Origin of the sequence: Niabella drilacis (genome assembly GCF_900101395.1) — a bacterium.
GTDB classification, from domain to species: domain Bacteria; phylum Bacteroidota; class Bacteroidia; order Chitinophagales; family Chitinophagaceae; genus Niabella; species Niabella drilacis.
On the sequence record NZ_FMZO01000006.1, the window covers coordinates 85,282 to 111,176 of the forward strand.

General features: G+C 49.0%; 19 protein-coding genes. 3 read left to right on the forward strand and 16 right to left on the reverse strand.

Translation table 11 applies throughout. The features are described 5' to 3' along the window. Window position 1 precedes the first annotated feature (1 nt). Both BLS44_RS12410 and BLS44_RS12420 read left to right on the forward strand, forming a co-directional pair. Window positions 2-376, forward strand: coding sequence for a YdeI/OmpD-associated family protein (locus BLS44_RS12410; RefSeq protein ID WP_090390408.1), 375 nt, complete (start codon window positions 2-4; stop codon window positions 374-376). A gap of 495 nt (window positions 377-871) precedes the next feature. Continuing rightward, on the forward strand, window positions 872-3,121 hold the full coding sequence (locus BLS44_RS12420) for a S9 family peptidase (RefSeq protein ID WP_090390605.1): 2,250 nt from the start codon (window positions 872-874) through the stop codon (window positions 3,119-3,121). A 257-nt stretch (window positions 3,122-3,378) separates the two neighbouring features. On the opposite strand, the gene BLS44_RS12425 is transcribed toward BLS44_RS12420, so the two are convergent. From BLS44_RS12425 to BLS44_RS12500, 16 genes are all read right to left on the reverse strand, one after another. Continuing rightward, on the reverse strand, window positions 3,379-5,736 hold the full coding sequence (locus BLS44_RS12425; RefSeq protein ID WP_218127747.1) for a hypothetical protein: 2,358 nt from the start codon (window positions 5,734-5,736) through the stop codon (window positions 3,379-3,381). 148 nt (window positions 5,737-5,884) lie between these two features. Next, window positions 5,885-7,102, reverse strand: coding sequence for an MFS transporter (locus BLS44_RS12430; protein ID WP_245729199.1), 1,218 nt, complete (start codon window positions 7,100-7,102; stop codon window positions 5,885-5,887). A gap of 60 nt (window positions 7,103-7,162) precedes the next feature. Further along, a complete protein-coding gene (locus BLS44_RS12435; RefSeq protein WP_090390410.1) occupies window positions 7,163-8,461 on the reverse strand; it encodes an aspartate aminotransferase family protein in 1,299 nt (432 codons plus the stop codon). Between the two features lie 130 nt (window positions 8,462-8,591). Then, window positions 8,592-9,383: an SDR family oxidoreductase gene (locus tag BLS44_RS12440; RefSeq protein ID WP_090390411.1), complete on the reverse strand. Its 792-nt coding sequence runs from the start codon at window positions 9,381-9,383 to the stop codon at window positions 8,592-8,594. A 4-nt stretch (window positions 9,384-9,387) separates the two neighbouring features. Continuing rightward, window positions 9,388-10,326 carry an aldo/keto reductase gene (locus BLS44_RS12445; protein WP_090390412.1) on the reverse strand — a complete coding sequence of 313 codons (939 nt, stop codon included), beginning with the start codon at window positions 10,324-10,326 and terminating at the stop codon, window positions 9,388-9,390. Further along, complete coding sequence (locus BLS44_RS12450) at window positions 10,316-11,152, reverse strand: SMP-30/gluconolactonase/LRE family protein (RefSeq protein ID WP_090390413.1); 837 nt, start codon at window positions 11,150-11,152, stop codon at window positions 10,316-10,318. The genes BLS44_RS12445 and BLS44_RS12450 overlap by 11 nt, the downstream gene beginning before the upstream one ends. Next, window positions 11,124-12,620 carry a M81 family metallopeptidase gene (locus BLS44_RS12455; protein WP_090390608.1) on the reverse strand — a complete coding sequence of 499 codons (1,497 nt, stop codon included), beginning with the start codon at window positions 12,618-12,620 and terminating at the stop codon, window positions 11,124-11,126. Before BLS44_RS12455 ends, BLS44_RS12450 begins: the two co-directional genes overlap by 29 nt. 59 nt (window positions 12,621-12,679) lie before the next feature. Beyond that, a complete protein-coding gene (locus BLS44_RS12460) occupies window positions 12,680-13,060 on the reverse strand; it encodes a RidA family protein (RefSeq protein WP_090390414.1) in 381 nt (126 codons plus the stop codon). Window positions 13,061-13,063: 3 nt separating this feature from the next. Further along, window positions 13,064-14,155, reverse strand: a complete 1,092-nt coding sequence (locus tag BLS44_RS12465) for a pyridoxal-phosphate dependent enzyme (protein ID WP_090390415.1) — start codon at window positions 14,153-14,155, stop codon at window positions 13,064-13,066. Next, complete coding sequence (locus tag BLS44_RS12470; RefSeq protein WP_090390416.1) at window positions 14,152-14,967, reverse strand: SDR family NAD(P)-dependent oxidoreductase; 816 nt, start codon at window positions 14,965-14,967, stop codon at window positions 14,152-14,154. Before BLS44_RS12470 ends, BLS44_RS12465 begins: the two co-directional genes overlap by 4 nt. Before the next feature lie 6 nt (window positions 14,968-14,973). After that, window positions 14,974-15,885: a succinylglutamate desuccinylase/aspartoacylase family protein gene (locus BLS44_RS12475; RefSeq protein WP_090390417.1), complete on the reverse strand. Its 912-nt coding sequence runs from the start codon at window positions 15,883-15,885 to the stop codon at window positions 14,974-14,976. Between the two features lie 3 nt (window positions 15,886-15,888). Then, window positions 15,889-16,863 carry a sialidase family protein gene (locus tag BLS44_RS12480; RefSeq protein WP_245729200.1) on the reverse strand — a complete coding sequence of 325 codons (975 nt, stop codon included), beginning with the start codon at window positions 16,861-16,863 and terminating at the stop codon, window positions 15,889-15,891. A 214-nt stretch (window positions 16,864-17,077) separates the two neighbouring features. Then, window positions 17,078-18,025: a dihydrodipicolinate synthase family protein gene (locus BLS44_RS12485; RefSeq protein WP_090390419.1), complete on the reverse strand. Its 948-nt coding sequence runs from the start codon at window positions 18,023-18,025 to the stop codon at window positions 17,078-17,080. 116 nt (window positions 18,026-18,141) lie between these two features. Continuing rightward, window positions 18,142-19,725, reverse strand: a complete 1,584-nt coding sequence (locus BLS44_RS12490) for a glycoside hydrolase family protein (RefSeq protein ID WP_218127748.1) — start codon at window positions 19,723-19,725, stop codon at window positions 18,142-18,144. Between the two features lie 47 nt (window positions 19,726-19,772). Then, window positions 19,773-21,551: a RagB/SusD family nutrient uptake outer membrane protein gene (locus tag BLS44_RS12495; protein WP_090390420.1), complete on the reverse strand. Its 1,779-nt coding sequence runs from the start codon at window positions 21,549-21,551 to the stop codon at window positions 19,773-19,775. A 21-nt stretch (window positions 21,552-21,572) separates the two neighbouring features. Next, window positions 21,573-24,842 (reverse strand): SusC/RagA family TonB-linked outer membrane protein, encoded by a 3,270-nt coding sequence (locus tag BLS44_RS12500; protein WP_090390421.1) that lies wholly within the window; start codon window positions 24,840-24,842, stop codon window positions 21,573-21,575. Window positions 24,843-25,181: 339 nt separating this feature from the next. Here BLS44_RS12500 and BLS44_RS12505 point away from each other — a divergent pair, with 339 nt between their 5' ends. Continuing rightward, the gene (locus BLS44_RS12505) at window positions 25,182-25,895 is read left to right on the forward strand and encodes a FadR/GntR family transcriptional regulator (protein WP_090390422.1); all 714 of its coding nucleotides are present in this window, start codon (window positions 25,182-25,184) and stop codon (window positions 25,893-25,895) included.

Sequence of the window (25,895 nt, forward strand, 5' to 3'; positions counted from 1 at the left end):
TATGGAAACAAAAGACGGGAAGCAGGCCATCTATGCCAGGACAAGAGCAGACTGGAGGGATTGGCTAACAAAAAACTGCCTGACGGAAAAATCGGTCTGGTTAATCTTATATCACAAAAAAAGCAACGCAGAAAGCGTTCATTTAATTGAAGCAACCGAAGAAGCGCTTTGTTTTGGATGGATAGACAGTCTATGCAAAAAACGCGATGCAGAAAGTTATTACCTGACTTTCTCCCCCAGGAATCCCCGAAAAAGCAAATGGAGTAAGCCTAATATTGAACGGGCGGAACGGATGATAGCCCTGGGGCTTATGACTGAGCACGGGCAAAAATCTATAGACATTGCAAAGCAGAACGGGAAATGGGAACCTGCATAGCGCCCAACCGCTTGATGCTGTAAGGAGAGGAGCCATCGGAGGTCAATAAAACAACTTTTAACAGAAATATTGAGCACCGGGCTATTTGAACATCCCGGTACCCGGATCTATTACATTCGCGCAGACACCAATCCAGGCAATGGCATGATTGCATCCGCTTCATTTTCATTCCACACTTTGTTTAAAGCCCTTTCCTTTGACTTAAGCCCCGGAGGCCATAAAGGCGATACAGGATCCAACAACCCTTTCTGCCTGGTGGTTTTATCCCGGGGGATCCGGATCAGATCTCCAAAATCCGAAAAATATTACGCGCCAAAAACATCTGCCTGACAAAAGATTTCAATAACTTTAAGCCCATCTATCAACATGGATATGGATGGTTTGCCTGATCTTAAAGCGCGCCTGCTTTTTCAAATAATTGTCTATCTACCCATGTTGATGGTCAACCAATAAGAGTCAAAACCTGCGTTAAATTTAAGTGTATAAACAATGTTTATGAAGCAATACTGTACCCTCTTTCTCCTTTTGACTATTGTAAGCTCACTAAAAGCCCAGCAGGTAACCAGGCAGGATTATGCCCGTGCCGTATCTTTTATTTATAGCAATCTTGTCAATAAAAAGATATTCAATACCACTACCCCGCACAACTGGTTTGCCGACAGCACCGGACTGTCTTTCCTTACCCAGGATAAAAGCGGGAAGGTCTTTTATAAACTGGATTGGAAAAAAATGAAACCCGAGCGGATGTTTGACCATGAACGCCTGGCAAAACTGCTGAGTGATTCATTGAAAAAAGAAGTCAGCGCTACCGATCTGCCGTTGACTGCAGCGCGCTATGCCGACAAAACGCATATCGATATCAATGCAGCAGGAAAAGACTATATACTTGACCTCAATACTTATACGATCGTCCGCAAACACCGGCCGGAAAACAGGAGGAAGGAAGGCACTTCACCCGATGGCAAATGGGTTGCTTATACGAAAGATCACAACCTGTTTGTTCGTTCAACCGCAACCGGCGAAGTGAAGCAACTGAGCAAAGACGGGGCTAAGCACTATGAATATGCCACCTACTATGGCTGGGGAGAGCTCATCGAAGGAGAAAATGGAGAACGCCCCCCGCACTTTTCTGTGAACTGGTCGCCCGATTCAAAATGGATACAGGCCTATATCTGTGACCTGCGCAAAGCAGAGAAGATGTACCTGCTCGACTGGAGCATTGATACGCTTTATAAACCCAAATTACTTTCTTATTATCGCGGTTCCCCCGGTGATACAAATATGATATATATGACGCCCGTTTTCTTCAATATTGCGACCGGGGAAATGATCCGCAAAGATGCATTCCGCAATGTCAACGCAGCATCCTGCGACTGGTCCCGGGAGCCCGGCATCGCTTACATAAAGAACCTTGTACGTGGCTATCAACAGGTTGATCTGTTCCGGCTTGATCTTACTACCGGGACCCAGGACAACGTATATTCAGAAACCAGTGCCACCAACATCGACAATTATAATTCTTATTTAACGAAAGACCCTGCTAAAATTTTATTTACTTCCGAAAAAAGCGGCTGGAAACAAGTGTACCTGCTTAACCCAAAGAGCAAATCGGTAACACCCATCACCAATGGAGCTTTCTATGTGAATGACCTCCTGTTCCTCGATGAAAAAGCGCAAGTCCTTTTTTTTACGGCTTCCGGCAAAGAAGCCGGCCGCAATCCATATTATCAGCATTTGTACCGGGTAAAACTGGATGGCACAGGATTAACATTGCTCACACCTGAAAACGCCAATCACGACATAACCGTTTCACCAGATGGCAAATATTTTACCGATAATATTTCCACGCTCGATCAGGCACCTGTATTTGTGTTAAGAGATAGTAAGAATGGGAGGATCATAGCGGAGCTGAATAAAGCCAATATAGATGCCTTGCTGGCCATGAATTATCATTTCCCCGAAGCGTTTACAGCCACCGGCCGCGATGGGGTTACAACGATCTATGGAGCACTTTGGAAGCCTACCAATTTTGATCCTGCTAAAAAATACCCCGTCATTGATCAAACATACACCGGACCACATACCTTTATGTTCCCTCAGAATTTTGTCAGCTCAATATCACGCTCCAACCAGGCGCTGGCAGAACTGGGATTCATTGTTATAACTGTAGACGGATTAGGGACAGCCAACCGCTCCAAGGCTTTCCACAATGTTTCCTATAAAAACATGGGCAAGAACTTAACGGATCATGTACTGGCCATAAGGGAATTAGGCAAAAAATACAGCTGGATGGATACGGATCGCGTAGGTATTTTCGGTCATTCTGCCGGAGGTTATGATGCGGGGCATGCGGTGCTGGAGTTCCCTGATTTCTATAAAGTGGCCGTTGCCAGTTCTGCCGATCATGATTTCAGAATGGAAAAGGATTGGTGGCCTGAAATGTATATGGGATGGCCGGTGGATTCCACTTATGAGCAGGTCTCCAATATCACCATGGCGGGCAATCTGAAAGGGAAGCTGCTCATCGTACATGGCGGCATTGATGAGAATGTGAACCCTTCTGCCACTTTCAAGCTGGCAGAAGCACTGGTAAAAGCAGACAAGGATTTTGATATGCTGATACTGCCAAGTCAGCATCATGGGTATGTGGGTAAGTATAACGACTATTTCACCAAAAAGAAATGGAATTATTTTGTGGAGCACTTGCTCGGCTTGAAACCAATTTGGGAGTTTGAAATGAAGTAATTGCAAAAGATTTACCAATCCTGCTGGCCACAGAAGTGTTTGCGATGTCCAATCCCGGCAACCTATTTGCCAGGGAGTGATACCTTAAAACCTGATGCAACTTCCAAAAGAGCCGTTTGATTAAAGGGAACCGTCTTTCAAAGCAACGGTGACAGCAGACTTCCCATAATACCAGAGCGATGCCGGATCTGGCTGGTGCCCGGACAAAACAGGCCGAAAGCCTGCTTCTCCAGAACCGGGTAGCACGCTTGTGGATCTCAATCCGGTACAGCCGGAAGCCAGTGCTCCAGCAGATCCCTGCAATTCAGTATTTTTTCATACAGGTCTGCCGGTGTATAAAAATACTGGTTGGAGGCTTCAAAGCCCAACCTTGAATCGCTGATCTGTAAGGCGGCCATGCGTTCTGCAAGCGCCGTTTCCTGCATCAGTAAATGTGCAAGGCGGTCTTTTATGCTCCTGCGGTCCGTGGCAGCTGCTGCCAGCCTGTCCCGGCATACGATGAATTCGGCCTGGTTGGCGATGCTCCGGTAATGCAGGGCAATGGCTTCAATGATGTTCCGCTCCTGCAATACTGCCTGCCGCTCATTTTGTGACAATGCTGTTTTTTTAGCCGCTTCGTTCAGTTGTTGAACGATACCGGCAAAAGTATCGCCCAGCTCGCGCAATAACCGGGTAAAAACATCTGCCGGGTAGATAGAACGCCAGCCATTGATATCATCATAAGGCAGTCCTACCATGGTGGCTTTATAACCGGTGGGAGCCTGCCACAAAAGATTGGCGGGTCCAACCTGCAACGGCGCTCCATAAACTACGCTTATATGATAAGGGAACTTACTGAACGCCTCACTGAACTGCCTCCATGCGTGGGTCATAACCGGAGCGGCGGCACCAAACCGCCTGTCCGCCACCTGCTGCACTGCATCGGCGGAGGACAGGCTTTTATCACTTCCCATTAATGCTACTACTTCCAGGTTGGGAGAAGGGTAGCCTCCAAGTGTCCAGCCCAGCATAAGCCCTGCCACGCCTTCGGTCCGAAGCCGCTCAATATGCTTCGCCACATTATACAGCGCCGGTATGTATGGTACCGCGCCTATTTCCCAGGAATTATTGGCCTGTATCTTAGCCATCGTCTTCAGTCCATGCTCCTGCGCCAGCTTCCAATGCCGCTTTGCCCGGGGACCCGGCCCTATAGCTGAGATCGAATATTCTCCTACTTTACTTTTAATACCGCCCCGCTCAATATCCAGCTCCCACTCGCTTACACTCATTAACAGACTATCCTTTGTTATAAGTTGGGGGATGATCGCTGCCGCCCAATCATCACGCCATCCCCAGTCCCATATGATCAGTTGTGGCGGCACCGTATCTGCGGCCATGTTCCCCGCCGCTTTGGCGGCCTCGTAGCCCTTGCGGATGCCCTGGCTGTAAGTATTGTTCAAGGCAGCAATTACGGTTCCCGGGCCAGCCGGGCCACATCGGGAACATCCTTTCCCCTGCCCGTGCGACCAGCAATTGGTGGGATTTTCAGAAGCCGTGATAGAAAAAAAACCGGCGATCAGCGGCGCACGCTCCACTATTTGAGCTATGGAATCTTCCAGGTAGCGCTGTACTTCGGGGTTGCTGGTGCAAAGGGCTGTTCCCTGTCCGCGAAGTCCGGGATTTTTTTTATAAAAGGCTTCCGGTTGGTGCCGGGGCTCGTTCAGATACAGATAAATACCAATGCCGTGCGCCCGGGCACGGCTGGAAAGCTTCTGCAAATTCGCAAGCCGTTGCTCCCAGTGCTGACTGACCGAGGGGTCCCATGGGAAGGGTGTAAGCCTGCTGAGAACGATGTGCATCCAGATACTTTCCACCCCGGATGCAGCAAGCCGCTCCAGGTATGCATCGGGATAAGAATCGATCGATGTATCCAGCAACGGATCGCCAAACAGGGCAAAATAGGGATAGGTCAGCCTCGGGTTAAAACCCGCCGGAGACGGAGCCTGTCCAGGCATCTGCTCCTTTTTAAACGGCGCAGATAATTCCTTCACAAAATGAAAATACGGCATCTGCTCTTTGGGCAACCCTTTTGGGAAGGCCTGCCGTAAAAGCCGTGAAAACCGCTGCTTGCCTTCTGCCGGAATTTCCGCTAACTGTTGATAAACAACAGGAGCACATTCGGGTTTCAGACTGCCCAGCTTGATGTAAAAAAAATCATCCTCCTTTAATGTAAAATCCATGCGTGCCTTATCCCAGCCCATCAGGGTCTGCAACTGGCTATCGGGCAGCAGGTGCCAGTTCCTGCGGATCACTGTTAAATAACTCCGTTGCCACTGTTCATCTGTAACAGGCGGCGCCGGAGGCAGTCCCATAAACCGGGCAATCTGCCCTAATTGCTGCGGGGTGGCGTTCACCGCTGCAGCCATCCGCTCCAGGGGTACCAGCCCCCAGTTGCGCCACACAAAAGCATAAAGGGCATTGGGAAAATGCTTCAATTCGAGCGCCTTTTTGCCGGCCTGCATCCCGGCAAAAGACCAGGCCGGTATTCCCTGCAAAAACAAAAAAACACCAAGCGCCGCATTGGAAGCAAGGAACTGACGGCGGTTGATCGGGAACCGGTTACCGGGCTGTTTCATTATTATACAGTTTAAGATATATCGTATTCATTTGCACGCAACGTTTTTGACAAAGTTAATTGGTCAGAGAGAACAAAAGCAGATAGTATCCTGTATGCCTGCTGCCCGGACCGGGGCAGCACAGCAGCGCCCCCTCTGATGCAGCCGTTTACGCTTTTGTCCGGATACCCATTAAAGCCAGTGCCGCCAAAACGATCAGAAAGGCGGCCGACTGGTAAATGACGCTCAGCGATATATGGGCATCTCTTAAGGCTCCGCCAAAATACAAGGCAATACCACCGATCAATGTTCCGCAAAAATTAAGAATCCCATACCCCGTGGCACGATACTCAGTGCCAACGATCATACTGAGTATGGGCATCGTGTTCGTATCCGTAAAGGATTTGGTAAATGCATACACAACAAAACACCCGACAGCCACAAAAAGCAGTGACGTATAACTGGCCAAAAAAATTGCCGGAGCCGCAACACACAAGCCGATTGCAGGCACCCATATCCGCGCTCTTTTATTGACCTTACTCCATTGATCGGCCAATACACCCCCCGCAAGCACGCCAAAAATCGCTGCTGTAAAAACATAGCCCGTAGAGTAGATCCCCGCCCTGGTTTGAGACAACAGAAATTTTTCCTGGAAATAGGTAGGCAGCCAGCCTACTACCAGCCAGGCCATCAGGCTAACCAGTGCAAAGAAAATAAGCAGCAGGATATAGGACCTTTTCCTGAAAAGCAGTTTCAGGGTGGCCGGAAACCCTGTGACCGGGTTGCGCTTTTCCTTATCCCCCATCTGCTCACGCGGAGCGTCTTTCAAAACAAACAGCAACAATACGGCATACACCATTCCAAAAATGCCAAAAGAAAAAAAAGCGGTATTCCATTGATGGTTTTCGGCGATCCATCCACCTAAGAAGCCAAGACTCTGACCCGCCATAATCCCCGCCATATGTATGCCCGTAGCCAGCGACCGGGTGCTGCCTTTGTGATAATCCATGATCAATGCCAGTGCCGCCGGAATATAACAGGCTTCACTTAACCCCATCAGGGCTCTTGTAACCAGCAACCCCTGAAACGACGTGGCATAGGAAGTCATCCAGGTAACCAGCGACCAGATCAGCAGGCTAACCAGTATCACTTTGCTGCGGCTAAACCGGTCGGCCAGAAAGCCGGCCAATGGACTAAATAATCCATACACCCAAAGAAAGGCTGCCGTCAACAACCCAAATTCTGCATCCGTCATCGGGATGGCATTCACAATAGAGCTGCGCATCGTAGTGATCATGGTACGATCTATATAATTGAGCATGGCTATTATAAACAGAAGCCCCACCACCATCCAGGCTCTCGCCATCGTTTTTCCCGAACGTTCCATAACCGTATATCATTTTAATGCTCCCGGTTTATTGCCGGAAGGCTGTTTTCAAAAATCCTGCTATAAAGCTGCCAGTACTTCGTTAGCCACCTGTATCGCTTCATCAATCTCTTCCTCCGTATGTACCGCGCTGATATACCAAAGGCCCCTGCCAATGATCCGGATATTCCGATCGTGCATAGCTGCAATAAACCTGCTTAACCTGGGTTTATCCGTTTTTAGCGTATCCCGGTAGTCCCTTACTTTTTCCAGATCGGTGAAGCAGCTGCTGAACACAGGTCCGGGTCCACTTAGCAATAAATTCTGGTTATGCTGACGGGCCGCTTCCGCTAACCCCGTCATCAGCCGCTTTCCCAGTGCAAACATCCGCGGGTAAGGGTTATCCCGCTCCAATACCCGTATGGTTGACAATGCGGCTGCAATCATCGGGCAGCTGGAATTCATAGTACCTGCGTGGATCACCACTGATTGTTCGATCAGCTCCATCCACTCACGCCGGCCAACAACAGCGCTTACCGGGTAACCACTTCCCATCGCTTTTGCAAACACTGACAGGTCGGGTGTTACACCAAAATAACTTTGTGCGCCGCCCAGTCCGACCCTGAAACCGGTGATCACCTCATCAAAGATCAGCGCAATACCGTATTGATCGCATAGTGTCCTGAGCCCCTGTAAAAAGCCCGGCTCCGGTTCAATACATCCGTTATTACACATCACCGGCTCGGTAATGATCGCTGCTATTTCGTGGTACTGTTTTTCCAGGGTTTGCTTCACCAGGTCCAGGTCGTTCCAGGGCAATACGATGAACTCATTTCTCGTATTGGCAGCCATCCCTGCCGACCAGGGAAACACCTCCGGCTCTTCCCGGCTGCCCAGTGCTTCTACTCCCGGAGTAGAAATTCCCCAGGCCACATCATCGAGCCAACCGTGATAATGTCCTTCAAAACGCAAAAATTTTTGCTTCCCCGTTTTCGCCCTGGCTACCCGAAAAGCAGTTTGAACGGCTGTTGACCCGTCAAGGCAGAAGCGGATCAGCTCGGCAGAAGGGATCAGCCTTGCCAGCTTCTCGGCCAGCTCAATTTCCTGGATATGCTGACCCGCATACAGTTGTCCCTGTTCTGAATAAGATTGAATGGCGTGCAGCACTTCCGGGTGCGAGTGGCCCAGGATCAAAGGTCCCTGGCTTAGTGTAAAATCCAGGTACACATTATTATCCACATCCACAACCCTGCTTCCCTTACCATGCGAATAAAACAATGCATGCGGATGATTGTATTTCCTAAACTCCGACGATACGCCTCCGGCGAGTACCTTAGCCGCGCGATCCAATAATTGTCTTGAATACTGATACCTGCTCATTGCTGCTTTTTTATGATTTGTAAATCCGGTTTTTATAATAAAACATTTCCCGCTCCATGGCACTGATCTCCATCAACACAATAATTAAAATAGTTTTTAAAATCAGGCTTTGCCTTTACCTCCATAATGATCACCAGCTTGTCCATCCCCCATCCACCAACAGGTTATGGCCGGTAACAAAGGCCGAGGCATCGGATGCCAGGAAAACAACCGGTCCTTTAATATCCTCATCATTGGCGAATCGCCCCAATGGGGTCAGCTGCTTATAATTTACGCTGAACTCGGTCTCCCCAAAGGTTTCACTAACCCCTGGGCCATACCCTCCCGGGCTCAGACAGTTACAGCGGATATTGAACCTGCCGTAGTAGTTAGCGATCCATTTTGTAAACCCCACCATTGCCCATTTATCATAGGTGTAATTTACGGGGCTCGTCATCCCCGTTTCTCCATACACCGGGAAGTTTGGCCCCACCGAGCCCTGTATGGAGCCGATATTAATGATGTTACCGGCTTTGCGCCGGCACATATCTTTTAGTACTTCTTTCGTCAGTAACATTAACCCGGTGGAGTTTACGGCCTGCGCTCCTTCCCATTCGGCCTTGCTCATTGCATCAAGGTTTTTAAACCCTTCCCGGGAAACCGCATTATTAATCAAAACATCCATTTTTCCAAAATCCCGGATGACCGTCGCCACAAAGCCGGTGATCGACCTTTCATCTTTCAGATCCAGCTGCAGGCCGGCAGCCTTCAAGCCCATTTCCCGCAGCTCCGCTGCATAAGCCTTGCATTCCATCAAATTCCGGGAAGCGATGATCACCTGTGCACCAGCCTGAGCCAATGCCAGTGAAATCGGTTTTCCGTAAAGGCCGGCGCCTCCTGTAACAACCGCTACCCTTCCTTCCAGACTAAAGAACTGTATCATATTTTTATAATTTCCATGATCGGGGAATCAATACGTTTTCGGGAACTCCTTTAAAACAGGCTTTTGCTTTTTCCAGTACGTCGGCAGGAATTCGTTTACCATTCAGCAATCCGATATTCTCTTCCAATTGCTGCAGGGTTTCCGCTCCAAACACGATGCTCGTGATCCCCGGAAGATCGCGCACATAAGAGAAACAAAATCCGGCAACACTCATATCGCAGGCTTTTGCAAAGAGCGCCAATTGTTCAATAAAATAAGCGGCCGCCTTCAGATCACCGGAAAGTTCTTCCGGACGCTGTAGTAACAGCCCTTTAAGAAAAACGCTTCTTGCAAAAATTATTTTTTCCTGTGCGGCCAGCGTTTCCCATACGGGGTCACCCATTAAACGCTGGTCCCATATATTTACAGGAACCTGCAACACTTTTATTGCGGGCAGCGCCGCGAATGTTTTGAGCTCCGTCAAATTATCCAGCGAAATACCGCCATAAGCGATCAGGCCTTCCTGTATCAGCGACTCCAGTATTCCGGGTACCACGGCACAAACAGCGTTGGGATCGTAACCGGACACCATATGAAACAGGCAAAAGGGCAACTGCCCGAGATTTAAACGGCACAGCGACTCCCTTACACTATCAAACGCCTGCTGCTTTGCAAGCGCGGGTCTGGTAACAGCATCTGCCGTTATCTTAAACTTACTGACAATGGCCGTACCTGCGGATAGCCCGTCCGCCACCAATGTGCCCAGCAACTGTTCGGCTATCCCATATTCTCTTGCCGTATCAAAAGATGAGATCCCATATTTTGACGCTGCCCGCAGCAGCTGCCCGGCCACACCGGTATCCGGTTGCTGCTGACCACTGAACACCCCGTAGGGTATACCCAGGGAAACGGTTCCCAGGGTCAATGCAGATATTTCAAATATCCCGATCTTTTTATATTTCACTTTCTTCTTTTTTTAACAACTGTACAAAACCAGGGCCCGGCTCACCGGATCCCCCTGTAACCAGCAACAGCCCGTCTTGCAGGTATACATTAGACGTGAGTAGAAACCCTGTTTCCAGCTTCCCCATATAGGTGCCCTGCTCATCCAGCAGCTGGATGCCGGCCATGCCATAATGCGCCACCCATAAGTTATGAAAACAATCAAAAGCCAGTCCATCCGGCAGGTTGGCCGTTGCCTTCCCCGACGCATGCCGGGGCAGATCGCAGAGAACAACAGGAGCCGGCGATGCCCGGTCCAGATCCACCACAAGGATCCTGTTTTGATAACTCTCTGCTATAAACAAGTGGTGGGTTACAGGATGCAATGCAATCCCGTTCGGATAATCAAGATACTTGGCGATGAGCCTCTTTTTTCCATGACGGTCTACATGGCCGACAATACCGGTATGCCGTACCGAATCAGTAAAAAAGAACCCGCCATCGCCATCATCAGCCAGGTCATTCGGACATCGGATCATCTGATCTCCAACTATCCCTTCTGCCAAAACACCCGAAAATTTCCCCGAAGGATCAAAGCGCTTTACACAGGCCTCATTGCTATCACAGATCCAATGTTCCCCGTTGGCTGCAATCATCTGGCCATTGGGACAGGAGGAGCGCGCCCATTCTGCTGCATTCCCCTCCTGTGTAATACGCAGGATCTGACCTCCCTGCAAATTGGTCACAAACAGCTCTCCGGCAGCATCCACTGCGGGGCCTTCTGTATAAAAAGGATACTGCCAAACAGTCATGGCTCCTTTAAATTCCTGGTAAGTTCCCTGTTTCATTGCCGGTAATGGTTTCAAACGGATAAAGCGGTCTCCTTCGGTTTTTAAAATCAAACAATGTGATATCTGCACAGGTTTCTCCGGGTGTGTTCACCTGTATCATAACCGGGCAAATATCCCGGTAGGCGGCAACAGGAGCATTAACCCCCTTTGCAATAATCCAGTTCAGCCCTTCCAGCTCAATACCCAAACAGCTCAACTGCCTGCTGCTAAAGGGCGGCACGCGAAGCGAGGTAACAACAATCAGGTTTCCCAGTTCCGTTTTCAGCAACGCCACCTCCCCCATATTATATTGTACCTGTCCGCCATGCCTGGGATCAGGCTCCCGGAAATGCCCTTTATAATGACCAAGCACTGTTACCCTGTAGGGTTGGGCCCGGTTCAGAACATTTAATGCATCCAGTGCGACCACCGACCTTGTTCCGCTGCCCAGACCTGCCAGAGCGGCTACCGTAGCAGGAGCATGAATACAAATAACGGCTTTCGTTGCTCCTGCTGCTTCCAGCAGATCCATCAGGAACATACTTGTTCCGGCCGATCCTCCTCCTACATTATCACCCATATCCAGCAACAGTACTGGTTTCTCCCCTTGCGAGGCCTGGTCAATCGCCCTTTGAGGGCTTAGCTTCTCTCCGCGAAACTGTGAAAGACGTTTTATAAAGCAGGCATTTATTTCCGTCATCAATTGAGTGGTATCCAGGCCCTGTCCGGCGATCACTATCACGGCACTGCCCATTTCGTGCACATCCGCATAAGGAAATCCCAGAACAATACTTACATGTGTAGCCCGGGCTGCACCAGCTGCCTCCTGTACTTCACGGTACAGCGACAGGCAGGGCTCGGCATTTGTATGCTGCTGCTCAATACTGATCGAAAGCGGCAACTGCAACAGTTCCTGTTTCACGCTAAACCCCTCCAGTAATATCCGGTTTAATAGCTGTGCAGCCCTGATACCTGTTTGCCGCTGATCTAAATGCGGATTGGTAGCGTAAGCGATCAATGCAGTCGTTTGCTGTATCATTTGTACACTTACATTTGCATGAGGGTCCAGGGTACCCACAACGGGAATCGCGGGCCCCACCATTTTGCGTACCGCCTGCAGCCAATCACCATCCATATCCGGGCAGGTTTCGCAAACGCCTGCTCCATGTGGCACTACCAATACTGCATCTACAGGAAGCACTGCTTCCAGCAATTGCAACAGTTCCTGCTTTAAACGCTGATAAGCATCCGTACACACCATGCCCCCCGGTGTGGCCTCTGCGTAAAAAACAGGCACCAGTTCTATCGCATTTTTATCCAGCGCTTCAATAAAGCCGCCGATCTCGTGATGCGCTTTTTCATATTGTTCAACAATTGCAGCGCCTGTCAACAAATGGCTATTCTCAAAATCATCATAACCCGTTCGCCTTTTGTTAAAGGTATTCGACTCATGATAGATACCGACCAATGCAATACGCTTTTTCATCTGTACATTCTTTATGAATCCCAACCGGATCAGGCGGACAGGAATTCCGCACATTCTTATTAATAACGCGCTATAGCGTCCACTTCAAACTTCAAAACTGTTCCCAAACATCCGATCAATGTGGTTCGTGCAGGAAAGGGAGGTGAAAAATACGCGCGGTAGATCTCGTTAAATTTCACAAGGTCATCCTGGTTCGCAACATAATTCCGCACCTGCACAATATGATCCATGGTCAAACCGGCAGCTTCAACAATCTTTTTCAGATTATCAAAGGAGCGCCGGCATTCCTCCTCAAAATTACCGGGTACGATTTTTCCTCCTCCATCCACCGAGGCCTGACCCGAAATAAACAGGAAACCGCCACTTCTAATCGCAGGTGAAAAAGGCAAGTGACTTTTAGGGATCGCATCCCCCGACAGTAGTTCTTTTACGATACTCATTTCTTAAATATTTTTTTTGATAAAGGCGATAGATTCAGCTGTGTGTTCAAAGCGGGTACAACGATCCGCGGAAAAAAGACGCCCCCGGCTATCTTTAAACCCGTGGCCGGTAACCAGGCATACCACCTGGTCCGTTCGGCGGACCTGTCCCAGCCGGATCGCTTCTTTTAAACCCGCCAGCGCAACGGCTCCCGCAGGTTCGCAATAGATCCCCTCCATTCCGGCCAGCTGTTGCTGACACTCATACACTGCAGCATCTGAAACGAGTGATCCTTTTACGCTTCCTTCTTTTGCCGCCGCCATTACCTGTGTTGCATCCAGCAAACTGGGTACCTGCAGCCCGCTGATACCGCTGGTGCACCGGGCCAGTGCCCTTACTGTTTTTTGCTGGCCCATAAGCGCACCGGCAATGGTATTGTTACCTTCAGGCTGCACGCAAAAAACAGCGGGTGTTTCAAATGTCCTATGCAGTCTTTGCCAGTTCCGGAAACCTTTGATACTGGCAAGCGTTAATCCACCACCCCCCGCCGGAACAAATACTGCATTTACACCCGGCAGCCCCTCTGCAATTTCGTAGGCTATCGTTTCCACACCCGCCATTCCCTGGGGAGCATAGCAGTAGGCGCTGATCGCAACATCCGTATGGTGCGCAATGGCTAATGCCCTCAACTCTTTCATTACGGTTTCCGTAACGGCTTTCGTAAGACCAAAATCCTTTATCATAAAAATCCGGGCGCCATAGATCCCCATCTGCTCCAGCTTGCCGGCGGGCGCCCCATCCACAACCGCCAAAAAACAGGGAATGGATGCCGCAGCGCTGTAAGCAGCCAAAGCTGCGCCTGTATTGCCGCTGGAAGTAGCCAGCAAAAAGGATGCCTTCTGCGATCCTGATACTGACAGTACCATAGCTGCAAAGCGATCTTTATAGGACCCCGTCGGATTTAGACTTTCCAGTTTAAAATAAAGCGCATCCAGTCCTAAAAGCGCACCGATATTTTTTGACCTCACCAGCGGCGTATCTCCCTCTCCCATGAAGATGCGATGTTTGGCAGCAACCTCAGGAAGCAAGGCTTCATATTTCCAGATCCCGTTCAAAACTCTTTCGCTTTTAGTTGTTTTTTTGTGATGTATGCATTGAAATTATGCGACAGCCCCCCATCGACCGTAATGCAGGTTCCGGTAACAAAAGAGGCTTCAGGAGAAGACAACCAAAAAATCGCGTCCGCTATTTCTCCCGGATCTGCGGACCTGTTTAACGGTGTTCTCTCATTGATCTCCGACGTCATATGCGCGCTGATATTTTGCTGCGCCTCACTTTGATAGTCCTTACCAAGTGATGTGTCCACATTACCGGGCCTTACCGCAATCACCCTAAATCCCCTGGGTCCGTACAAAACGGCAAGTTCATAGGTAAGGCTTTCCAGGGCACCCTTGCAAACGGTATAGGCAGGCGCATACCCGCCAGCCAGTTCCGACATTACGCTGGAAATATTGATGATCACACAAGCCAGGCCCTGCTCCATCAGCCGGGCAGCCGTAATCCTTGATAAAAACGCAGGTGCCGTAAGATTGATCCGCAGTGTTTTTTCCCAGTCCTCTATGGAAATCGTATTTAATGTTTCCACCGAACGCCACACGGCATTATTGACCAGCACATCGATCCGGCCCCAGCGCGCCATACAGGTATCCACCAGTTTTTCCAAAAACCCGGTATCCTGCAGATCTCCAGCCAAGCTGATATACCCGCCGGTAAACGATGCAGCCAGCATGGCCGTTTCCTCCAGCCGACCGGCATCAATATCCGTCATGGCTATGGCAAATCCCCTGCCTGCAAACTTTTCAACTACAGCCCGCCCGACTCCACCTGCGGCCCCTGTAATCAAAACAACACCCGCTTTATTTTCCATACTCTTTTATTTATTAACCGGTAAAATGCCGCCCAGTGAATCGCCTGGGTGTACACGGGGGTGCCTGCGCAAAAATAACACCAGGCCCGAGCTGTCTGCTGTAACGCTGCGTTGCTGCCGGAGGAGCGGATCATAAATAACACCCCATTCTTCCCCCTTCTCAACAAGCGCGCCTACCTGTACTTTCGGCAAAAAGATCCCGTCAGATGCCGACACCATTTTCCCCTGTAAGAAACCACCTCCGGGCGTAGCATCCTCAACAGTGTATACCACCTCCGAAAGTTTTTTTTCCCTTGCCCCGGCTGTGAGCATACCCAAATGATCCAGCACGTTCAAACAACCCTCCACGCAGGCATCAACAATTGTTTCCTGCACGCTATTACCACCTCCATATTCCACGTAAACGGCGGGAACACCTGCATCCCTGGCAACGGACAAGGTTCTTCCGTCCGGTGCCGCATCCGTTCCCCAAACCAGCGGAAAATTAAAAGCGGCGGCCATCTGCCGCTGTGCATCCAGCACCTGCGGATCCGGGTGCAACAGGTAACCGCACAACGGGAACAGATCAAATAAAGCACCGCCTGTATGCAGGTCCACCAAGTGACTGCAATTGCGGATTCGTTCAGAGAGGTCAAAGGCCGCAACTTCCGAAACGGTTCCGGCAGGTGCCCCGGGGCAAATCCTTGCCAGGTCCAGCCCGTCTGCGCCCGTGCGACTTGCAGCGTTGTAGGCCGTTTCGTTTGCACAAGCAATAAGGCTTACCCTGCCCTTTGCCAAAATGCCCTCCAGTTTTTGGAACAATTCCATAACTGCGATCATCGGCTCATATTCATCACCATGTACACCGGCAACGATCAGTGCCTGCGGCCCTTCGTCATTGCCATTTAATTCTATTAAAAACTGTTGCTGGTTCTGCATAGCCTATCTTTTATAAAGATCTTTAAGATCAAACCGGGAAATATCCGTAACTGATAAATGGGTACCCGCCTTCTGACTACCTGCGCAATAAGACAACAGGACGGACTTTTTATAAAAATGGATCGCGGTATAGCAATACCAGCCATCCGTATCCGTCTCAATACCGGTAATCTTCTCCCATGACCGTCCCTCATTTCTTGAGATGGCCACCGTTAAGGGTGTTCGCCTGCCTTTAATAGCAGGAATACTACCATCATTGTTATTCCAGATTGCCAGCAGGTCCCCGGAGGAAGGTATACGCTCTATTGTGGCGGGGGAAAGGGGCGATTTCAAATTATATGACGTGGCTGTGCTCCAGGTAGCACCCCGGTCATTGGAATAGGAAACATACTGGGTACCCCCGCTTGCCCGGATATACATCATTATACGACCTCTCTTTAATGCCACCAGGCCGGGCTCCTGTGTAATGATCCCTGCAGGAGTATTCACCTGTTTTCCCGGCACCCAGGTTTTCCCGTTATCATCGGAATAATAGGCAAACAATGCGCCCGTTTCCCGCCACTTTGCATCTGAGGGGCGGGAATGCCGGGCAACCGCCATCATCAGCCGGCCATCCTTCAGCTGGATCACCCGGTCATTGTTCAGCACAAAGTAGCCCTTCTGATCTGTGATGCAGTCAACAGGCGTCGTCCAGGTCTTAGCTTCATCTGTAGAAAAGCGCACCACAGGAATACAATCCACGGCGGAGTTTTTCCGGAGATAAAACAGGGCGATCGTTCCATTTCGCAACCGGAGCAAAGAGACCGACATCACATTCATATTGCCTTCCTGTGTTACGATCACTTCATCCCTTCCGGACCAGGTCTTACCACCATCGGAAGAATACCGGCCTGCCAGGTATGCCGGAGCATGATCCCCCGCATTTTTACCGGTATACCTGGAATAGACAAACAGGATACGGCCATCTTTCAACGTCACAAACGATCCTTCGCTATTACGCGGGTTATCCTGCCCCGGTTCCAGCTTCAGCACCACTTGACTCAGTGGGGGTGAGCCGGAGATTTTGCGGTTGACAGCGCAGGAAGTTCCCAGTAAAACAACAGCCAGCAGGGCCCCGGCTGCCTTCCAAGGAAAATACGAACAGTTGACCCGATTCCATAAAAAATACCACATAAGGCTCGTTCAATAACGATTATTTAATGCTTCGTACCTGCTGTATTGCCGGAGTTATCTGGCTAGCAACATCTTTTATGCCCGCTGCAGCCTCAATTTTATCCGACAAAGAAAGGACTTCCTCGTCTGTCCATTCCGCCTGATTCAGCCCCAGCGGCGCCTTGGTTTGCCCGATATCAATACCGTATTTCAACCGCATTGCCTTTCTGAAAAAAGTCCAGATATTGGGCAATACATAGAGGATCGTCCTTTGAAATTCCAGCATAAAGTTTTTGGCCTGTTCAAAGTCCCCCTCTCTGAAATCCTCTAATACCTTTTTGCAGGCTACTCCCCACAAATTATAAAAGGACCCGATAGCACCGTCTGCACCACAGAGGCTGGCATGACACATCAATTCATCTGCGCCGCTGAACAACTTCAGCCGGTCGCCTGCCTGCAGATGGATCGCACTTATTTCCATGAGCTGCCCGGTGGTCAGTTTCATACCGGCTATATTAGGAATCTGCAGCAACCGTTCAATAAAGTCCGGTATATCCCCCATGGTATTATTGCCGAGCTGATAGGGAAAAAAGGGCAGGTCCGTTACCTCCGCAATTTTTCTGTAATGTAGTAAAGCGTTGGCGACGGACCCGGAAAAATAAATGGGAGCCACCGATGATATAGCGTTGGCGCCGCATTCAGCTGCATGTACGGCAAGCCTTACGGACTCTGCAGTAGTAAGCGCACCTACCTGAACCATTACCGGTACGCGGCCGGCCACTACTTCCGTTACTTTTTCCAGTACGGCCTTTCGCTGTGCCTCGGTGAACAAAACCCCCTGGCCTGTTGACCCCAGGACATACAAGCCATCCTGTCCCTGAGTGACCAGCAGACGCGCCAATTTTTCCAATTGTTCCATTTCCGGCGCACCCGTACCATCTACCGGTGTAAACATGGCCGACCATAAACCTTTAAATATTTCTTTCATACTGAAGATTACTATTTTTAAAAACATCTGCCCATCGGCATACTATTACACATCTCCAACCCAGCCGGCTCTTCAGCCGCGGCTTTGGCTGAACCCCGACCCTGCCGGTACGCCGGTCATTGAAACTGAAAGGCGTAGAGATCTGCATCTTTGAGAACAAAACGTAATTTAACGGCCTTCCCCTGCAGCGGGGAAAGATCACTGCCCTTTTTCCACTCCACCTTCCGGCTGATCGTATCCCCGAATACCGGGTAGCAATCATCCAGTGTAAAGCCTTTCACCGGCCGGTTGGTTGCTGCATCAATCACCTCCACCTGTATGCCCCCTGCCGCGGAAGTAGAAAAGTTAAGGCTGAGCGAATTCCCTTTAAAAATGATCGGCCTGGTCACCAGTTCCCCGCCGCTAAGGGGTGCATTGACAGAAACAAAGCCATCAAGCCGAAGCGTATAACGCCTCAGGTAACTCGCCCTGTCTTTCCAGTAATGTTCCGTTGCATAAAGTGATAATTCATTGGGTGCTCCGGGGTCTGCCGCTTTTGTTTCCACCAGATGCCAGCCAATATACTGGTCTCCGTAGGTCCAGGTGCCGTTCCGCTCTATACCGGGTCTTAAAAAGGCCTCATTCCACCTTTTAAAGTTCACGCCATCCCGGCTGGCCATCAGCAGCGACTCCGTTAATGCCGTGCCATAGCGCAACGATTTAGCAGCCCGTTTTTCCCGCTCTTCAAGCTCAGGTAAGGCTTTCATAGAAGGAGACCAACCTCTTTCAATATACCGGGCGGGAAAGCCCAGCAATATATGTGGTGCCCGGTAGTAGGGCTTAATCTGATTGGTATACAACTCTTCTTCCGGCGAGTCTTCATATTGTATGTTCGCCTGCTCTGTCCAATGAATAAAGTCTTTTGAAACTGCGGTCCGGATCAGCCGTTTACCAATATAAGGTTTATCCGGTGTTCCCTTTGAAAAGAACCGCCAGTAGGCCCGGTATTCCTTTTTGTCAGCATCCCAGAATGCGAGGTTCTGCGAATCAAATGCCCCGTCTTTAATAATATAATCATCACTCATCAAATTCCAGTGAATCCCGTCGGCAGATTTAAAAGCTATTAATCCCTGGTCTATCAGCAATGCCTTATATTTCGCATCGGCCGGTGCATCGGGGTTATCATCTTTGAAGACTGCAGGGTGCCCGGCATTCAGGTTAAACTTCCCCATTTTGCCACTTACAAAAACAATATTATTATTCCGGGAGCCTTTGAATTCATACAGCCCAAGATCAGGTTTTGTCCAGTGGATTCCGTCTTCACTTTCTGCATAGGCGCAGTACAACGGATGCGCGGTCGTCAGGTCGCTGCTTGCCTCATGTTGCCAGGCTTTGTAATACATCTTATACTTATCGCCATCTTTAAAGATACTGTGATAGCCGCTGCCACTGCCCTCCCACGGCTGATCATGTATCATCACGATTTCCCTGGGCTGCGGGTGATGCAATACGATCTTCCCTCCACCGGTCAGTCTGTCAATAAGATACCCATCCACAAATAGCTCCAGCCTTGACCCAATATTTACAGGAGGGACGGGCTTCTCTTTTGTGACCGGGTCACCAGGTACAGCGGTCCCTGCCCGGGCACCTTCAGTTACAAGTCCTGCACAAAAAAAGACCGCAACAAAATAAACGGTTGTTCGTAAAAAGAAGTTGTTCATTTACTATTCACTTTTATTAGGATTTCTAAATCAATTTACAAATACTTTCACGGATGGTCCCAGCCTGCATTTTGCTGAAGGTTGGGATTGATCAGTAATTCATTATAGGGTATGGGAGCAAAATATTTATAGTCATCAAATTGACGGACCATATTCGCCTGCCAGAGTATGCGGCCATGATCACCCAATGACAACTTCGTTGTTTTATTATCAATAACGAAATAATAGACCCCGGCCACAGGATTGGCGGGATTGGCCGCAACAAACGACACGTCTGCTTTCCCGTCCTCGTTGAGATCATACAGCTTATTCATTTCCGGAACATACATACCATCCTTTTCCTTTTCCAGGAGCTTAGCTGCCTTCCAGCGCTTCAGGTCATCGTACCGGAACCCTTCTGCTACCAGCTCTATAGCGCGTTCTCGCCGGATCTCCATCACCGGAACAGAATTGATATCCGTATAAAAATTATCTTTCAGGTAGCCGTCTACGGTAGCCGGCATCGCCGTATTGGTAATACCCGCCCGCTGTCTTAGTAATGCAATAGTCTTATTCCAGTCGCCCCCGGTCAAATCGCCCGCTTCCGCTTTTGCTTCGGCGTAGTTCAATAACACTTCCGCATACCGGATGATCGGGATTGAATTATAACCCTGCCCGTTAAGATCATATGCCTTATCATCAATTGAAAACTTGAGGATCTGATAGCCGGTATAGGCCGCTCCCAGATAAGGAGCGGCGGCGCTTCCATCTGTCCGTTTGTACCCGGGAGTCCTGATTGTTTGTGCGAGCCGGGCATCCCTGCCTTTTACTTCCCCCGAAAACCGGATCGTATCAAAACCGGGTTTATCCGTAAACGGTGTGCCGTCAATATTCAGATACGTATTCATAAACCGCTTGATCAGCACGGGCTGATACTGGCCATAGTCCGAGAAGAACCCTGTTACGTTATTCCATTTTTTTAAATTGTTGTTATAAACAGCGGCCAGCATTACCTCCGCGCTTACAGGATTTTCACTGATAAAAAGGCTCCGGTAATCCTTTGCAGGGTTATTGGAAGATACCAGGCTGTATAAATTGCTGTTCATGATTTCCGCGGCGGCATCTGCGGCATCTTTAAGCCAGGCATTGGCTGATGCGGCAAGTCCCAGTTCCGGATGGTATTTTCTAAACGTACCTTCAAACAAACAGATCCGGGACTTCAGGGCCAATGCAACCCACTTGGTTATGTTGGATGCGCTGTTGTCCTTTTTATCACTGATCGTTTGAACAGCTCCGTTGATATCGGCGAGAACAGAATCCATTACCAGAGTCCGGGGATCTGCTTTTTTATAGAGAAGGGAATCGCCCGACGTAAGTACTTTCCCGTACCAGGGTACGTTTCCGAACCGTTTCACTTTATCAAAATAAAACCAGGCGCGGAAAAATCTTGCGATCCCTCCAAAATGCTCCTTCCGCGCATCCGGAACAGGAGCCGCCCTGTAGTGTTCAAGAAAATAGTTGATATTCCTGAGGTTGCCCCAATCCCATCCCTGCGCAACTTTACTGGTGTAACCGCCGGTAAGGTACGGCAGGTTTTGACTCCAGGCAGTCACATCGCTCATGATATCGCCACTGATATAATAATCTTCCAGTGTGCCGGCATTGGCTCCGGTTATTTTTAACGCATTGGGCAACATCTGGTAAAATGAATTGACGTATAGTTGTAAATTCTGCTCAGATGAAAAGGCCTGGGAAGGTGTTAAAGAATCAACAGGATTTTTATCCAGCACTTTTTTGCAGGCGCCCAATAAAAAACAAAAGGCAATAATAAAAGTTAAATGTCTCATACATTTCTTTTTAGTTGTTCATTACAAGCCGATATTAATTCCGAATGTATAGGTCTTCAATATCGGATAAGCATTACCATCTGTGCTGGCCTGAACCGGGCTGATCAGCTCGGGATCGATATTACCATTGATCCTGGACATGGGTGTATAGGTCCAGATGTTTTCTCCAGACAAATAAACCTGTACGTTCTCCAGCCGGGCTTTCCGGAGGAGCGCCTTCGGAAGGGAATATCCAACCGTTAAATTTTTCAAACGTATATAGCTGGCATTTTGAAGATATCTGGTTTGCGGCTGCAATTCCCTTTCACCATAGGGCATAGGGCCTCTGTACCGGGGCCAGTACGAATTGGGATCATTTCCGTTCAGCGTCCAGTTATTCTTCAGGGTTGCCGCTGGAATGGTTCCATACCAAACAGAATACTGCCCCCAGAATTCCGTAGCACCGTAGGAGGGGTACCAATCTCTTTTGCCAATGCCCTGGAAGAATGCCGATAAAAACAACTGGTTCCAGTCAACATTGGTTGTGATCCCATAACTATACCGGGGTGTGGAATTTCCGATAATGCTCCAGTCGCCATGATCCTTCAGCGTACCGAGTCCTTTATTGATCTTGCCATCGTTATTCAGATCTTTGAATTTAATATCCCCCGGCAATACTTTATTCCCGGATGAAACAATTACAGCGCTCTGATCGGCGTGATTTGCAATATCCTCCTCGGAAGCAAAAAGGCCCTCAGTTGTATATCCCCAGATATCGCCAACCCGCTGCCCTACATAATAGTTGGTAATAAAAGTGTTGGGATCCGGTGCAAGCAGTCCTGTGGGATTATTATACTTTGTTATATAGGAAACATTATCGGCCAGCGTTAAACGGATCATATAATTAACGGGTTTGGCCGTCCTGATCTGGTCGCTCCAGGCAACAGACAGTTCAAAGCCGGTGGTCTTCAGATCGGCATAGTTTCCCCTGGGTGCGCCGGCCCCGAATACCGCAGGCAATACAGGGCCAATAGTGATCATATCCGTAGTCATACGCCGGTACCAGTCAAAAGACCCCGACAATCTTCTTTTAAGCATTTCGATATCCATTCCAAAATCCGTTGTGGTCGATTTTTCCCACGTAAAATTATCTGCAAGAACGGCGGGGTTGGTAATATATGCAGGGTACAATCCCGAAATAACTACCGGGGAAAGCCTTGCTTTTAGCTGTTCTACATACAGGTAAGGATCAATCTGGCTATTACCAAGAGCGCCATAGGAAACCCTGAACTTCAGGTTATCCAGCCATGCGCTGGACCCTTTCATGAAGCGTTCCTCCGTAACTCTCCACCCTGCAGATATGGAAGGGAAAAAGCCAAACTGCTGCGACGCCGGGAATTTCGAAGATCCGTCATAACGCCCGTTCAACTCCAGCAGGTATTTGCCCGCAAAGCTGTAATTAATCCGCGAGAACACACCTGATGTGGCCCATTCATTTCCTCCGCCCGTAAGCTGGATATTCTGGCCGGCAGCAAGGTTAAAGTCTGTCAGGTCCGGTACCAGTAAGTTATCGCGGTACACAAAAAGGTTTTTCAGCTGGCTGATTTCGGTGTTGGTACCCACCATGATCTTGAAATCATTCTTTCCAAAGGACTGACTAAAATCTGTATAAAGATTATAGGCGGTATAGGTTGTCTTTTGCTGCGTATTCGACATTGCAGAAGTGCCCAGTGTAAGGATCTCGCCGGGTTTTACGCTGTAGGGAACCACTACACTCTTATTGATCACATCCGAAGTCGTTTGCTGATGGGAGAAATCGCCCCGGATGGACCATTTATTTTTTATCAGTGTGGCGATAAAAGAGATATTATTCCGCACAAAAGAGCTGTTGGTTTCGGCTTTGGCGCCCCCGATCATTTGCCCCAGGCTACCGGCAGCAGTCCGGGTAAGGGATCCGTCAGGATTATATAACATCGCCATAGGAACAATATAACCGCCTACGTTCAATGTGTTCCAGATATTCCCGTTATTAAATGGATCTGTATACTGGTAATTTGAAAAATCATTATTCGTATTGATCCGCAGCCAATCGGTTGCCTGAACACCTCCTTTTACCCGCAGATTATACTTATGATATTGATCGCCCCTGATCCTGTATAATCCACCCTGGCCGTAGTAATTACCGGAAACAGCATAATCCACTTTATCGGTTCCGCCGGACACGCTGACGGCATGCTGGGTGGAAGGAATGGACGATGCATACAGTTCATTAAACCAGTCGGTATTTCCATAATACATATAGTTACCTGTTGCCGGATCTGTACTCACATCGGGCAGAGCCCCCGGATGCTGGGAACGGTAAAGCAGGGAATCCAGGTAGCTGGAGGAAAACAGAAGACCGCTGCCACCTATTGTTGAAGGCAGGGTTGTATAATCCGTCCAGGAGGTATAGGACTCTTTGAACATTTTTGCCCATAAGTAGCCTTCGGTGACCATTTTTTGTTTGATCGTCCGCTCCGCATGTGAATAGCTGCCGGAATAATGAATCTTCGGCCTGGACTTACTTGCTGTTTTTGTGGTGATCAGTACTACTCCAAAAGCGCCCCTGGAACCATATATGGCAGCCGAGGCGGCGTCCTTCAGCACGGTAACGCTGGCGATGTCGTTCGGATTCAAAAACAGGGGATCGCCTACAACCCCGTCTATCAATACCAGGGCGCTTCCTCCTGCCCCAATGGATGTAAGCCCGCGGATATTATAGGCGGGATTAGCAGTAGGCCGTCCATCCTTGTACCCAATGTTAAGATTGGGGATCGCACCCTGGAGTGACCGGGAGGCGTTGGGAACCGGCCGGTTCTCAAAATACCGGCTATCTACCTGTTCTACTGCTCCTGTAAGATTGATCTTTTTCTGCCGGCCATACCCCACCACTACTACATCTTCCAGCTCCTGGGATTCTCGCTGCAGTGTTATATCGATTACAGACCTTCCGCCTGCTACTATCTCCGTAGCAGCATAGCCAACACCGGAGACCAGCAATACAGGATCAGCCGAGCCTGGCACTATGGCGTACCGGCCTGCATTATCTGTAACTGCACCCGTTTGCGTGCCTTTTATTATAATGGAAATACCGGACAATGGTTCCTGAGCGCTGTTCCTGACCGTACCTTTTATTTCCCCCGTATTCTGACCATAAAAGCAGTTAGAACACAAGAGAAATACGGTCTGGATCAGAAAGACCCTGATAAACGCCTTACGGCCCGGGCGCTGGAACCGGCGCCGCAACACCCTAAATGCAGACAAGCTTCTCATTGTAAAAATTTTGTTTAATAAATGGCGGACAGTTATCGTTAATATGTATTACATATTAACACGAATATAAACGCTCCGCTTCTATTTGCCAAATATTTTTAAAAAAAGTAGTACATATTTGATATTATGAATGAGCCCTGCACCTATCTGATGCCGCGTTCTTATAGCCATTTTATGCATAAAACAGCTCCTATTGTTCCTTTTCCAGCAATCCGCTTCCGAAACAGGACTTTCGGGCATAGGGCTTTCAACCGTCGTTCTCATACATTTAAAAAGTAGTACATATTCGCTTATTAAGTTGCTTTTTATATCTTTGGTGCTTAAAAATCTGCTACGTATATGTCACTATATAACCTACGACCGGTAGAAACATTAACCCAGGTTGACAAAATTGAAATGAGTTTACAGGAATACCTGCGCACAGAAAATTTTCAGCCCGGCGATCCGCTGCCCAAGGAAATGGAGCTGGCCAAAGCCATGGGAGTAAGCCGTACAGCCATCCGGGAAGCACTTTCCCGGTTCCGGACGCTGGGGATTATTGAATCCCGCAAAAACAGGGGAATGCTGATCGCCCGTCCTGATGTTTTCAATATTGTAGGGCGCATACTCACCCCGCAGTTGTTGGATGAAGATACTTTAAATGAAATTTTTGAAATGCGCCTGGTGATCGAGGTGGGATTGGGGGATCTCCTCTTTTTGCGCAGACATAACATTGATTTTAAAAAACTCAATGATATCATTAAAAAAGAACAGAAAGCCACTCAAAAAATCGAAATCGTAAAATACGATATTGAGTTTCATTCTATGCTTTATCAATTTTCGGGGAATGAGACCATCATGCGTTTTCAAAAAATGTTGCTCCCGATATTCGACCACGTATATGCCAAACTCAGCGAATCCTCAGACGCGTATTCAAAAAATGCCATCGAAGAAAAAGACCCCGTAACACACCAGGACCTGGTGAACACGCTTAAAGACGGCACTCTGGAAACATTCAGAAGCCAAATGCGTAAACACCTGATGGTCTATTTCAGAAAAGTGAATACAGACTAA

Bases quoted from the DNA above. Each gene is read 5' to 3' on its own strand.
- BLS44_RS12410 (WP_090390408.1), top strand. From the start codon at position 2: ATGGAAACAAAAGACGGGAAGCAGGCCATCTATGCCAGGACAAGAGCA.
- BLS44_RS12420 (WP_090390605.1), top strand. From the start codon at position 872: ATGAAGCAATACTGTACCCTCTTTCTCCTTTTGACTATTGTAAGCTCA.
- BLS44_RS12425 (WP_218127747.1), bottom strand. From the start codon at position 5,736: ATGAAACAGCCCGGTAACCGGTTCCCGATCAACCGCCGTCAGTTCCTT.
- BLS44_RS12430 (WP_245729199.1), bottom strand. From the start codon at position 7,102: ATGGAACGTTCGGGAAAAACGATGGCGAGAGCCTGGATGGTGGTGGGG.
- BLS44_RS12435 (WP_090390410.1), bottom strand. From the start codon at position 8,461: ATGAGCAGGTATCAGTATTCAAGACAATTATTGGATCGCGCGGCTAAG.
- BLS44_RS12440 (WP_090390411.1), bottom strand. From the start codon at position 9,383: ATGATACAGTTCTTTAGTCTGGAAGGAAGGGTAGCGGTTGTTACAGGA.
- BLS44_RS12450 (WP_090390413.1), bottom strand. From the start codon at position 11,152: ATGAAACAGGGAACTTACCAGGAATTTAAAGGAGCCATGACTGTTTGG.
- BLS44_RS12455 (WP_090390608.1), bottom strand. From the start codon at position 12,620: ATGAAAAAGCGTATTGCATTGGTCGGTATCTATCATGAGTCGAATACC.
- BLS44_RS12460 (WP_090390414.1), bottom strand. From the start codon at position 13,060: ATGAGTATCGTAAAAGAACTACTGTCGGGGGATGCGATCCCTAAAAGT.
- BLS44_RS12470 (WP_090390416.1), bottom strand. From the start codon at position 14,967: ATGGAAAATAAAGCGGGTGTTGTTTTGATTACAGGGGCCGCAGGTGGA.
- BLS44_RS12475 (WP_090390417.1), bottom strand. From the start codon at position 15,885: ATGCAGAACCAGCAACAGTTTTTAATAGAATTAAATGGCAATGACGAA.
- BLS44_RS12485 (WP_090390419.1), bottom strand. From the start codon at position 18,025: ATGAAAGAAATATTTAAAGGTTTATGGTCGGCCATGTTTACACCGGTA.
- BLS44_RS12490 (WP_218127748.1), bottom strand. From the start codon at position 19,725: ATGAACAACTTCTTTTTACGAACAACCGTTTATTTTGTTGCGGTCTTT.
- BLS44_RS12495 (WP_090390420.1), bottom strand. From the start codon at position 21,551: ATGAGACATTTAACTTTTATTATTGCCTTTTGTTTTTTATTGGGCGCC.
- BLS44_RS12500 (WP_090390421.1), bottom strand. From the start codon at position 24,842: ATGAGAAGCTTGTCTGCATTTAGGGTGTTGCGGCGCCGGTTCCAGCGC.
- BLS44_RS12505 (WP_090390422.1), top strand. From the start codon at position 25,182: ATGTCACTATATAACCTACGACCGGTAGAAACATTAACCCAGGTTGAC.